At 61.0% G+C, this 12480-nt stretch carries 10 protein-coding genes; 3 read left to right on the plus strand and 7 right to left on the minus strand.

Features of this window, described 5'->3' with window-relative positions; genetic code table 11:
* Positions 1 to 62: 62 nt before the first annotated feature.
* The 7 genes from phaC to M5G20_RS07325 form a co-directional block, all read right to left on the minus strand.
* Complete coding sequence (gene phaC / locus M5G20_RS07295; protein WP_273918557.1) at positions 63 to 1745, minus strand: class II poly(R)-hydroxyalkanoic acid synthase; 1683 nt, start codon at positions 1743 to 1745, stop codon at positions 63 to 65.
* Between the two features lie 258 nt (positions 1746 to 2003).
* Positions 2004 to 2375, minus strand: a complete 372-nt coding sequence (locus M5G20_RS07300; protein ID WP_273918558.1) for a DUF971 domain-containing protein — start codon at positions 2373 to 2375, stop codon at positions 2004 to 2006.
* Between the two features lie 78 nt (positions 2376 to 2453).
* Positions 2454 to 3791 carry an HslU--HslV peptidase ATPase subunit gene (hslU, locus tag M5G20_RS07305; protein ID WP_273918559.1) on the minus strand — a complete coding sequence of 446 codons (1338 nt, stop codon included), beginning with the start codon at positions 3789 to 3791 and terminating at the stop codon, positions 2454 to 2456.
* Positions 3792 to 3846: 55 nt separating this feature from the next.
* Positions 3847 to 4377 (minus strand): ATP-dependent protease subunit HslV, encoded by a 531-nt coding sequence (gene hslV / locus M5G20_RS07310; protein WP_007975582.1) that lies wholly within the window; start codon positions 4375 to 4377, stop codon positions 3847 to 3849.
* Positions 4378 to 4595: 218 nt separating this feature from the next.
* A complete protein-coding gene (locus M5G20_RS07315; RefSeq protein ID WP_095942351.1) occupies positions 4596 to 5303 on the minus strand; it encodes an SPOR domain-containing protein in 708 nt (235 codons plus the stop codon).
* Between the two features lies 1 nt (position 5304).
* On the minus strand, positions 5305 to 7041 hold the full coding sequence (argS, locus tag M5G20_RS07320) for an arginine--tRNA ligase (RefSeq protein WP_273918560.1): 1737 nt from the start codon (positions 7039 to 7041) through the stop codon (positions 5305 to 5307).
* Between the two features lie 237 nt (positions 7042 to 7278).
* On the minus strand, positions 7279 to 9498 hold the full coding sequence (locus M5G20_RS07325) for a primosomal protein N' (protein WP_273918561.1): 2220 nt from the start codon (positions 9496 to 9498) through the stop codon (positions 7279 to 7281).
* A 300-nt stretch (positions 9499 to 9798) separates the two neighbouring features.
* Here M5G20_RS07325 and rpmE point away from each other — a divergent pair, with 300 nt between their 5' ends.
* From rpmE to M5G20_RS07340, 3 genes are all read left to right on the plus strand, one after another.
* The gene (rpmE, locus tag M5G20_RS07330; protein WP_150703410.1) at positions 9799 to 10017 is read left to right on the plus strand and encodes a 50S ribosomal protein L31; all 219 of its coding nucleotides are present in this window, start codon (positions 9799 to 9801) and stop codon (positions 10015 to 10017) included.
* 35 nt (positions 10018 to 10052) lie between these two features.
* Positions 10053 to 10841 (plus strand): thermonuclease family protein, encoded by a 789-nt coding sequence (locus M5G20_RS07335; protein ID WP_273918562.1) that lies wholly within the window; start codon positions 10053 to 10055, stop codon positions 10839 to 10841.
* Between the two features lie 182 nt (positions 10842 to 11023).
* Entirely contained in the window at positions 11024 to 12292 is a 1269-nt protein-coding gene (locus M5G20_RS07340) for a malic enzyme-like NAD(P)-binding protein (RefSeq protein WP_273918563.1), read from the plus strand.
* Positions 12293 to 12480 lie beyond the last annotated feature (188 nt).

Here is a 12480-nt window from a genome sequence, read left to right on the forward strand (position 1 = left end):
GTCTGCCAGTTTCACCGGGGTGATGCATTCGCCAGCAAGCCGGCTCCTACAGGTCTGTGGGTCTAGCGTTCGTGTACATACGTGCCCGGTGCCGCTTCACCCGCCGGGTAAGCCTTGTTGCCCAGTTTCGCCGGGGCCTTCTTCATTTCACCGGAACGCTGGGCCTGCCAGGCCTGCCAATGCAGCCACCAGGAATCGGTGTGCTTGGTGGAGTTCTCTTGCCACTCCTCGGCACTGGTGGCCATTTTCTCGGTGCTGGTCATGTAGCGCGATTTCGGGTTGCCCGGCGGGTTCAGGATGCTCTGGATATGCCCGCTGCTGGACAGCACGAATTCAACGTTGCCACCGAACAGCTGTGCCGACTTGTAGCAAGACTTCCACGGCGTGATGTGGTCGTTGGTGCCCGCCAGGGAAAAGATATCGGCGGTGACCTGCTTGAGGTCAATCGGCGTGCCGCACACTTCCAGTACATTGGAGCGGATCAATGGATTGTTTTTGAACATCTCGATCAGGTCGCCGTGGAACGCTGCCGGCAACCGTGTGGTGTCGTTGTTCCAGAACAGGATGTCGAACACCGGCGGCTCGTTGCCCAGCAGGTAGTTGTTGACCCAGTAGTTCCAGATCAGGTCGTTGGGGCGCATCCAGGCGAAGACTTTCGCCATGTCGCGGCCTTCGAGCACGCCGGCCTGATACGAATGCCGTTTGGCGGTCTCGAGGGTCTGCTCGTCGACGAACAGGGCCACGTCGCTGTCCAGGGTCGTGTCGAGCACGCTGACCAGCAGGGTCAGGGCGTTGACTTTGTTCTCGCCGATCGCGGCGTAGTGGCCCAGCAGCGCGGTGCAGGTGATGCCGCCGGAGCAGGCGCCGAGCATGTTCACGTCTTTGCTGCCGGTGATGGCGGTGACCACGTCGACTGCTTCCTTGAGCGCCTCGATGTAGGTCGACAGGCCCCACTCGCGCTGCTCCTTGGTCGGGTTGCGCCAGCTGACGATGAAGGTCTGCACGTTGTTGCGCAGGCAGAACCGCGCCAGGCTCTTGTCCGGGCTCAGGTCGAAAACATAGAACTTGTTGATTTGCGGCGGCACCACCAGCAAAGGACGCTCGTGGACCTGTTCGGTGATCGGCTTGTACTGGATCAGCTCCAGCACATCATTGCGGAACACCACCGCACCTTCGGTCACGCCCAGGCTTTTGCCGACCTCGAACGCACCCATGTTGACCTGGCTCGGCATGCCGCCGTTGTGCACCATGTCCTTGGCCAGATGCGAGAGACCGTCGAGCAGGCTTTTGCCGCCGGTTTCGAAAAAGCGTTTGACCGCTGCAGGGTTGGCCGCCGTGTTGGTCGGGGCAAACGCTTCGGTCATCAGGTTGATCACGAAGTGCCCGCGGGCGACGTCCTTGGGCGAGAGGTTGCTGTCGTCGATCCAGTCGTGGAGTTCCTTGCGCCACGCCAGGTAGGTTTGCAGATAACGTTTATAGAGCGGGTTCTGGCTCCAGGCCGGATCCGCGAAGCGACGGTCATCGCTGGTCGGTTGCAGCTCGGATTTACCGAACAGCACGTTCTTGAGTTCAAGGCCGAAATGCGCAACATGCTTGGCGCTGTGCACCGGTTGCTTGATGGCCTGCCTGAGCACCATTCGAGCAGAAGCCAGTAGATCCTTTCCACGCAGCCCAACGACAGGATTCAGTCCCAAGGTGTTTTCCGAGGCCTGATACTTCAAGTCATCGTTATTCTTGTTACTCATCTACGACGCTCCATTGTCCTGAGACGAGTACCGGGGCCTGCTGTGTAGTCACACAGCCAATGCCAGGTACTACTGCTCGGGTGACCGTTAATACTGCATCACTGCTTTTTGTTCGCAGAGAGCACTGCAGGGAACTTGCCAGCTCCATTGGTTACCCGAGTTTAATTTTTTTCGCAAGCAGGCCAAACGCCGACCCTGAAGCGGAGCATTCAAACAGATGAAATTAGAAAATGCCCTCTAAAGAGCAAGAGGCTCGGGCTAGAGCATCAGCTTGACGACGGACTCGTTGGGGTCGCGGGTTTTTCCGGCCGCTTTCAGTTCGGCAAGATAATCCTCCCAGAGTGCGTCATAACGTCGCCCCAGCTCGTACAGGTATTCCCAGGTGAACAGGCCGCTGTCGTGGCCGTCGTCGAAGGTCAGTTTCAGTGCGTACTGACCGGCCGGTTCTACCTTGCTCAGGCCTACGTTGATCTTGCCAAATTGCAGGATAGGTTTGCCGTGGCCCTGGACCTCGGCGGAAGGAGAGTGCACGCGCAAGAATTCGGCGGGCAGGGTGTATTCCTCGCCGGACGCATATTTGAGCGTCAGGGTTTTCGAGGCTTTGTGCAGTTTGATGTCGGTGGGAATCATGGGAAGGAGCCTTGGGCGGAAAAGCTACAAGCAGCAAGCTTAACTCAGCTTGCCGCATGTAGCTTGCCGCTTGCTGCTCTACAGAATGTAGCGCGACAGGTCTTCGTTCTGCGCCAATTCACCGAGGTGGCTGTTGACGTAGTCGGCGTCGATCTGGATGACCTTGCCGTCATGGCTGCTGGCCAGGTCGCCGGCACTGAACGACACCTCTTCCAGCAGACGCTCGAGCAACGTGTGCAGGCGACGGGCACCGATGTTCTCGGTTTTCTCGTTGACCTGCCAGGCGATCTCGGCGATGCGCTTGATGCCGCTCGGCTGGAACTCGATGCCCAGACCTTCGGTTTTCAGCAGGGCGCAATATTGCTCGGTGAGCGATGCGTGCGGTTCGCTGAGGATGCGCTCGAAATCTTCCGGCGACAGCGCCTTGAGCTCGACACGAATCGGCAGGCGACCCTGCAGCTCGGGCACCAGATCGCTCGGCTTGCTCAGGTGGAAAGCACCCGACGCAATGAACAGGATGTGATCGGTCTTGACCATGCCCAGTTTGGTGTTGACGGTGCAGCCTTCGATCAGCGGCAGCAGGTCGCGTTGCACACCTTCGCGGGAGACGTCGACGCCACCGGAATTGCCGCGCTTGGCGACCTTGTCGATTTCGTCGATGAACACGATGCCGTGTTGCTCGACGGCTTCCAGGGCCTTGGCCTTCAACTCTTCATCGTTGACCAGGCGGCTGGCTTCTTCGTCGCGCACCAGTTTCAGCGCTTCTTTGACCTTGAGCTTGCGAGCCTTCTTTTTGCCCTTGCCCATATTGGCGAACAGGCTTTGCAGCTGGTTGGTCATTTCTTCCATGCCCGGAGGCGCGGAGATATCGACGCCGGCCATTTCGGCGACTTCGATTTCGATTTCCTTGTCATCCAGCTGGCCTTCACGCAGGCGCTTGCGGAACAGCTGACGGGTGTTGGAATCGGCCGTCGGGGCGTCGTCGTTGCTGAACCCCATGCGCGGCGGCGGCAGCAGCGCATCGAGAATGCGCTCTTCGGCGGCGTCTTCGGCGCGATGGCGGACCTTGACGATTTCCTGTTCACGCAGGAGTTTGATGGCGGCATCGGCGAGGTCGCGAATGATCGATTCGACATCGCGGCCAACGTAGCCGACTTCGGTGAACTTGGTCGCTTCGACCTTGATGAACGGCGCGTTGGCCAGTTTGGCCAGGCGACGGGCGATCTCGGTTTTACCGACACCGGTCGGGCCGATCATCAGGATGTTCTTCGGCGTTACTTCAACGCGCAGCTCTTCAGGCAGCTGCATCCGGCGCCAGCGATTGCGCAGGGCAATGGCGACGGCGCGCTTGGCATCGTCCTGGCCGATGATATGGCGATTGAGTTCGTGGACGATTTCACGGGGAGTCATGGACATAGTATTTAGCGGACCTCAAGCAAGAATGAGCCGTGGCGCGATGGCCTGCACGGGCTTACTCGGCGCAGTCCTGCTCCTCAATGGTCTGGGTGTGGTTGGTGAATACACAGATGTCGCCGGCGATGCCGAGGGCGGTTTCGACGATTTCACGGGCCGACAGATCGGTTTTTTTCAGCAGCGCGCTGGCGGCTGCTTGAGCGTAGGCGCCGCCGGAACCCATGGCGATCAGGCCGTCTTCGGGTTCAACCACGTCACCGTTGCCGGTGATGATCAGGGAAGCATCTTTGTTGGCGACGGCGAGCATGGCTTCGAGGCGGCTCAGGGAGCGGTCGGTGCGCCATTCTTTGGCGAGCTCGACAGCGGCGCGAACCAGATGGCCCTGGTGTTTTTCCAGTTGGCCTTCGAAGCGTTCGAAGAGGGTAAAGGCGTCAGCGGTGGCACCGGCAAAACCGGCGATGACCTGGCCGTGGTACAGGCGGCGAACTTTTTTCGCGTTGCCTTTCATCACGGTGTTGCCAAGCGAAACCTGGCCGTCGCCGCCCATGACGACTTTGCCGTGGCGGCGAACTGAAACGATGGTGGTCAAGGGAAGAGTCTCCACGCAGCGGGGCGAAAATGCCTTATGCCCATTCATATGGGGGTGGTGGAGTGGATTTCAACTGTAGGGAGGGAGAGGGGACGGACGGTGTGGGGCAGGAATGGATTTGGTGATAATGAGGACGCCTTCGCGAGCAGGCTCGCTCCCACAGGATTTAGGCTAACCCTGTGGGAGCGAGCCTGCTCGCGAAGAATGATGATGCGGTCTCAGCGGCTCTGGCGTTGTTGTAACAACAGGTTGCTGAAGCCGGCGCCGGCCAGTTGTTTCTGCGCGGTGGTCAGTTGCTCGCGGTTGCTGAACGGGCCGACCAGAACGCGGTACCAGGTTTCGTCCTTTACCGTGCCGGACTCAACCGCCACCGCCTGGCCGAGCAGGATGATCTGCGCACGAACCTTGTCGGCATCAGTTTCCTTGCGGAACGAACCGGCCTGCAGGAAGAACTTCGTCACCGGCGCAGCCTTGACCGGTGGCGCTGGCGGCGGCGTAATGCCGGCCAGGGCCGCCTGGGCGCGGGCGGTGTCGATCTTCGCCGCTTCGGCCGGGGTCACCGGCGTGGTTGGAATGGCCGGCACTTGTGGTGTCGGCAGGGTTTTCTCCGGCACGGCATCCGGCGGCACGATGACTTCCGATTCCGGCAGCAGGGTATAGAAGTCGTACTTCGGCTTCACCGGTTGCGTCGGGCTCGGCGGGGTCTTGTTGGCTTCGGCGATTTTGCTGGCTTTCTGTTGCTGCTCGACCTTCTCGCGCTTGACCGTGTCGCTGCCCTTGCCCGGCTCCAGTTTCATCAGAAACACGATGAACGCTCCGACCGTCAGGCCGATGGCCATCCACAACCAACCCGGGATCGGTTGCTTCGCTGGAGCTTGATAACGGCTGGCGCCACGCTTGGGTGCAGGTTTTTTCTTGGCAGCCAACTTACATGCGCTCCAGTGTTTCCAGGCCCAAGAGTTCCAGGCCTTGCTTGAGAGTACGTCCGGTCAGCGCGGCGAGGCGCAGGCGGCTCTGCATTTGTACCGGGGTGTCGGCGGCGAGGATCGGGCAGTTCTCGTAGAAGCTGGAGAACAGGCCGGCGACGTCATACAGGTAAGTGCAGAGGATGTGCGGCGTGCCTTTCTCGGACACGTTGTTGAGGATTTCACCGAACTGCGCGAGTTTCGCTGCCAGCTCGTGCTCGTGCGGCGCTTCCAGAACGATCTGGCCTTCGACTTCGCTGAAGTCCTTGCCGAGTTTGCGGAATACGCCAGCCACGCGGGTGTAGGCGTACAGCAAGTACGGTGCGGTGTTGCCTTCGAAGTTCAGCATCAGGTCGAAGTTGAAGCTGTAGTCGCTGGTGCGGTGCTTGGACAGGTCGGCGTATTTCACCGCGCCAATGCCCACCACCTTGGCGATGTTGCGCAGCTCGGCTTCGGCCAGCTCAGGGTTCTTGTCTTTCACCAGGGTGTAGGCGCGTTCCTGGGCTTCGGTCAGCAGGTCGATCAGCTTCACCGTGCCGCCATCGCGGGTCTTGAAAGGACGGCCATCGGCGCCGTTCATGGTGCCGAAGCCCATGTGTTCCATTTCCATCGGATGGGTCACGAAGCCTGCCTTGCGCGCCACGGCGAACACTTGCTGGAAGTGCAGGGCCTGACGCTGGTCGACGAAGTACAGCGCGCGATCAGCCTTGAGGGTGCCGCTGCGGTAGCGCACGGCCGCGAGGTCGGTGGTGGCGTAGAGGTAGCCGCCATCAGCCTTGACGATGATCACTGGCAGCGGGTCGCCATCGGCATTCTTGAACTCGTCGAGGAACACGCACTGGGCGCCGTTGCTCTCGACCAGCATGCCGGCGGCCTTGAGGTCGTTGACCACGTTGATCAGGTCGTCGTTGTAGGCGCTTTCGCCCATCACGTCGGCCATGGTCAGTTTGACGTTGAGCAGTTCGTAGATTTTCTGGCAGTGGGACAGCGAGATGTCCTTGAACTTGGTCCACAGCGCCAGGCAGTCCGGATCACCGGCCTGCAACTTGACCACCAGGCCACGGGCGCGGTCGGCGAACTCTTCGGACTCGTCGAAGCGTTGCTTGGCGGCGCGGTAGAAGTTTTCCAGGTCCGATAGCTCGTCGCTGGTGATCGGGTTTTCCTGCAGGTAAGCCATCAGCATGCCGAACTGGGTGCCCCAGTCGCCGACGTGGTTCTGACGGATGACTTCATCGCCGAGGAACTCCAGCACGCGGGCCACGCCGTCGCCGATGATGGTCGAGCGCAAGTGGCCGACGTGCATCTCTTTGGCCAGGTTCGGCGCCGACAGGTCGACCACGGTGCGCTGCACCGGGCCAGCCTTGCGCACGCCGATGTTGGCGTCAGCCAGGGCCGCGTCCAGGCGCGAGGCCAGGGCGTCGGTGTTCTGGAAGAAGTTCAGAAAGCCGGGGCCGGCGATTTCGGTCTTGCTGACGTTTTCGTCAGCCGGCAACGCGGCGATGATTTTTTCCGCCAGGTCGCGGGGCTTCATGCCCGCCGGTTTGGCCAGCATCATGGCGATGTTGCTGGCGAAGTCGCCGTTCTTCTTGTCGCGGGAGTTCTCCACCTGGATCGCCGGCGACAGGCCTTCAGGCAACACACCTTCGTTGACGAGTTGGGTGATGGCTTGTTGGATCAGCTGGCGAATGGTGTCTTTCATGGTCTTCTCTTTCGACCGCTGGCGCGGCGGCGCATCATGCGCTGGTGGAAAAACTGGGCATTATCCGTTGCGAAGGCGGGCTTGCCAACTATAGCGGGCAGGTTATGGATATGTGGTGACAAATCGACCGCTATCGCCGGCAAGCCGGCTCCTGCACTGATCGTGAGTGCTCACGCATGTCGGTGTCAGCGCAAAGCCCTTGTAGGCGCTGGCTTGCCAGCGATCCCAAACTTTAAGTCAATACAAATCCACCGGGTCCACATCCAGAGACCAACGCACCGCCCGCCCGCTCGGCATCTGCTCCAGCACCAGCAACCAACTGGCAAGCAACCGATGCAGCGGCGCCCGGGCCGTTGCCTGCAGCAGCAACTGCGCCCGATAACGCCCGGCCCGGCGCTCCATCGGTGCCGGCACCGGCCCCAGCAATTCGATGCCAGTCAGATTTTGTTCAACCAGCAGACGCTCAGCTTCGCTGCACGCCTCATCAAGAAAACCTTCAGCCTGCCCGGGTTTGTGCGCTTCGGCCCGCAGCAACGCCAGATGCGCAAACGGCGGCAAGCCTGCGGCGCGACGTTCGCTCAAGGCTTGTTCGGCGAACGCGAAATAACCCTGCTCGGTCAACTGTATCAGCAATGGATGGTCGGCCAGGTGCGTCTGAATGATCACCTTGCCCGGTTCTTCGGCGCGCCCTGCGCGGCCCGCGACCTGAACAATCAATTGCGCCATGCGCTCACTGGCGCGGAAGTCGCCGGAGAACAGACCGCCGTCGGCATCCAGAATCGACACCAGCGTCACCCGTGGAAAGTGGTGACCCTTGGCGAGCATCTGCGTGCCGATCAGGATGCACGGCTGGCCTTTTTGAATGGTTGCGAACAACTGGTTCATCGCGTCCTTGCGCGAGGTGCTGTCGCGGTCGACCCGTAATACCGGGTAGTCCGGGAACAGGATCGCCAGGCGTTCCTCCGCCCGTTCGGTGCCCGCGCCCACCGGGCGCAAATCGACTTTGTTGCACTTCGGGCATTGGCGGGGCACGCGTTCGACGTAACCGCAATGGTGGCAGCGCAGCTCGCCGTAACGCTGGTGCACGGTCATGCGCGCGTCGCAGCGCTGGCACTCGGACATCCAGCCGCAGTCGTGGCAAAGCAGGGTTGGCGCAAAGCCTCGGCGATTGAGGAATACCAATACCTGCTGGCCGGCAGCCAGGGTCTGGCCGATGGCTTGTTGCATCGGCCCGGAAATGCCGCTGTCCAGCGGACGGCTTTTTACGTCCAGGCGCAGAAAGCGCGGTTGCTTGGCACCGCCAGCGCGCTCAGTAAGGCGTAGCAGGCCGTATCGACCGGTGTAGGCGTTGTGCAGGCTTTCCAGCGAAGGCGTGGCGGAGCCGAGCACAATCGGGATGTTTTCCTGCCGCGCTCGCACCAATGCCAGATCGCGGGCGTGGTAGCGCAGGCCTTCCTGCTGTTTATAGGAGCCGTCGTGCTCTTCATCGATGATGATCAGCCCCGGGTTTTTCATCGGGGTGAACAGCGCCGAACGGGTGCCGATAATAATGTCGGCCTCGCCATCGCGGGCGGCGAGCCAGGCGTCGAGACGTTCGCGGTCGTTGACCGCCGAGTGGATCAGCGCGATGCGCGCATTGAAACGCTGCTCGAAACGCGCCAGGGTTTGCGGGCCGAGGTTGATTTCCGGAATCAGCACCAGTGCTTGCTTGCCGGCCTCCAGAGTCTCGCGGATGAGCTGCAGGTAGACTTCGGTCTTGCCGCTGCCGGTGACGCCGGCCAGCAGGAACGCGTGGTAACTGTCGAACCCGGCGCGGATCGCTTCATATGCCGCACGCTGTTCCGGGTTCAGCGGCAGCTCGGGTTGGGCAAGCCAGTGTTCATGACGGGCGCCCGGAGCATGGCGGCGGATCTCGACCTGCACCAGATCCTTGGCCAGCAGCAGATCCAGGCTGTCCTTGCTCAGCATCAGTTTGCTCAGCAGTTGATGGGCGACGCCGTGGGGGTGCTGGGCCAGCGTCGCCAGGGCTTCACGTTGACGCGGGGCGCGGGCGATGCGCGGGTCATCGAGGCTCGCCCCCGGCGCGGCGGACCAGAAGCGTTCCTGGCGCGCTTCGGCCAGTTCACCCTGACGCAGCAGTACCGGTAGCGCCCAGCTCAACGTGTCGCCGAGGCTGTGCTGGTAATACTGGGATGTCCACAGGCACAGTTTGAACAGCGCGGGTGGCAACGGTGGCGTGGCGTCGAGCAAGGCCAGCGCGGGCTTGAGTTTTTCCGCTGGTACCTCGCTGGTGTCAGCGACCTCGACCAGGATCCCGATCATCTCGCGCCGGCCAAACGGCACTCGCAGGCGCATGCCGGGGTGCAACTGATCGCGCCGCACGCCGGCTGGAGCGCGGTAGTCGAACAGGCGGCGCAGCGGCGAAGGCAGGGCGAGGCGCAGAATGGCGTCGGGCACGCAGGATGGTCTCTTTAGGCGGGGAAGAAAGGCTGAGCGTGATCCCTGTGGGAGCGGGCTTGCCCGCGAAGAGGCCTTTTCAGGCGGCATCTTCATCGGCTGACAGGACGCTTTCGCGGGCAAGCCCGCTCCCACAGGTTTGTGTGCAGATGATCAGCGTATTGGGGCGGGAGCCTAGCAGACGGTCGGTAGAAGCGACAGCTTGCGTGATCGGCATTGTCTGGTAGAATCCGCGGCCTAATTACGTGCGGTATTCAACAATAGTGTTGGGTGGCGGCACGCTAGCCCGAGGAAGACACCATGAAAGCTGATATCCATCCAGAATACCCAGAAGTAGCTGTTACTTGCAGCTGCGGCAACAAGTTCGAAACTCGTTCGACCTTCGGCAAAGCCCTGGCGATCGACGTTTGCAACGAATGCCACCCGTTCTACACCGGTAAGCAAAAGACTCTGGACACTGGCGGCCGCGTACAGCGCTTCGCAGACCGTTTCGGTGCTTTCGGCGCGAAAAAGGCCTAAGGCCGATCAACTTGGGAAGCCGTTGCGGTTTTTCCATGCTGATGAAAAAGGCGTCCCTTGCGGGCGCCTTTTTTGTGTCTGCGATTTGGCTTTCCGCTGCCCAGGCCTTCTGCCCCGCGCCGGCCGGCCTGACATCCGCCACGGTGCAGCGGGTGGTCGACGGCGACACGCTACGTCTGAGCGATGGCCGCAATGTACGCATGATCGGCTTGAATACGCCGGAGTTGGGCAAGAAAGGTCGCTCCGACGAACCGTTTGCCGTGACTGCGCGCAAACGTCTGGAAGCCTTGGTGGCGGCCAGCGACGGACGGGTCAGCCTGCAACCCGGTAAGGAAAGCAAAGACCGCTATGGCCGCATGCTGGCCCATGTCTACGGCGCCGACGGCGCCAGCCTCGAAGCGCAAATGCTTGCCGAAGGCCTTGGGTTTTTGGTGGCGGTCGCGCCGAATGTCGACCTGGTCAGCTGTCAGCAGGCGGCCGAACGCAGCGCCCGCCAGGCCGGGCTGGGTGTGTGGCGCCAGTCGCCTGTACTGAAAGCGGATCAGATCAGCGCCTCCGGTTTTGCTCTGCTCAGCGGTCGTGTGAGCAAGGTTCAACGCAATCGTGGCGGGGTTTGGATCGAGTTGCAGGACTCGGTTGTACTGCGCGTTGCACCCAATGTGCTGAGCCGATTCGATGTGGCTTCGCTGGAAGGCCTCAAAGGCAAGCAGGTCGAGGCGCGCGGGTGGGTGCTGGATCGCTCGCGCCGTGGCGGCCTCAAAGAAGGTCAGGCGCGATGGATGCTGCCATTGACCGACCCGGCGATGCTTCAGGTGGCGCCGTAAGAAAAAGTTGTAGACATTTTTTCTATCGATTGTGAACAGTCTATCCCTTGTGTTCCGCGGCTCTTGGCCCAAAGTCGTAGGGCCGGGCGCTTGACAGGGGTGACCGGTCAGTCTTGTGGGGATTTTGTGAGGCGCGTATCCTCGCTGACCAGTCTGTCCCACAGTAAAAGCGGAATGCCAAAATGTCTGATCTGAAAACTGCCGCTCTCGAATATCACGCCAATCCTCGTCCAGGAAAGCTGAGTGTCGAGCTCACCAAGGCCACCGCTACCGCCCGCGACCTGTCGCTGGCCTACAGCCCCGGCGTAGCCGAACCAGTACGCGAAATCGCCCGCGATCCTGAACTGGCCTACAAATACACCGGCAAAGGCAACCTGGTTGCAGTCATTTCCGATGGCACCGCGATTCTGGGCCTGGGTAACCTCGGCCCATTGGCTTCCAAGCCAGTGATGGAAGGTAAAGGCGTGCTGTTCAAGCGCTTCGCTGGCATCGACGTTTTCGACATCGAAGTCGACTCCGAAAGCCCGCAAGCCTTCATCGACACCGTCAAGCGCATCTCCATCACCTTCGGTGGCATCAACCTGGAAGACATCAAGGCACCTGAGTGCTTTGAGATCGAGCGCGCTCTGATCGAGCAATGCGACATCCCGGTATTCCATGATGACCAGCACGGCACCGCGATCGTAACCGCAGCCGGCATGATCAACGCCCTGGAAATCGCCGGCAAAACCCTGCCGGAAGCCAAGATCGTCTGCCTGGGCGCCGGCGCTGCCGCCATCTCCTGCATGAAATTGCTGGTGAGCATGGGCGCCAACATCGAAAACATCTACATGGTCGACCGTACCGGCGTGATCCACTCCGGCCGTGACGACCTGAACCAGTACAAGGCTGTTTTCGCTCACGCGACCGAAAAACGCACCCTGGCAGACGCTCTGGAAGGCGCAGACGTGTTTGTCGGCCTGTCCGGTCCGAACCTGTTGAGCGCTGAAGGCCTGCTGTCCATGGCGCCTAACCCGATCGTGTTCGCTTGCTCGAACCCTGATCCGGAAATCTCCCCGGAACTGGCGCACGCCACCCGTAACGACGTGATCATGGCCACCGGCCGTTCGGACTACCCGAACCAGGTCAACAACGTACTGGGCTTCCCGTTCATCTTCCGTGGTGCCCTGGACGTTCGCGCCAAGCGCATCAACGAAGAAATGAAAGTGGCTGCAGCCAACGCCCTGCGCGAACTGGCCAAGCTGCCAGTGCCTCAGGAAGTGTGCGACGCCTACGGCGGCATCAAACTGGAATTCGGTCGTGAGTACATCATTCCGAAGCCAATGGATGCCCGCCTGATCACCCTGATCTCCGATGCCGTGGCGAAAGCCGCCATCGAGACCGGTGTGGCGACCCTGCCGTATCCGAAGAACTACCCGCTGAAAAGCGTGGATGACGTGTTCAACGGCTAAGCCGCTGTAGCGCTTCAATCGAAAGCCCCGGCTCGTCATGAGTCGGGGTTTTTTTATGCCTGAAGGTTTTGTGTTGCCTTTAGGGCTCCATCGCTGGCAAGCCAGCTCCCACAGGGGAATGCGGTCAACTGTGGCTTGCCAGCGAAGAGGCCGGTTCAATCAATGCAAAACGGTCAGATGTAAAAAAG

It is taken from the genome of Pseudomonas sp. TNT2022 ID1044 (genome assembly GCF_028656895.1).
GTDB lineage: Bacteria > Pseudomonadota > Gammaproteobacteria > Pseudomonadales > Pseudomonadaceae > Aquipseudomonas > Aquipseudomonas reinekei.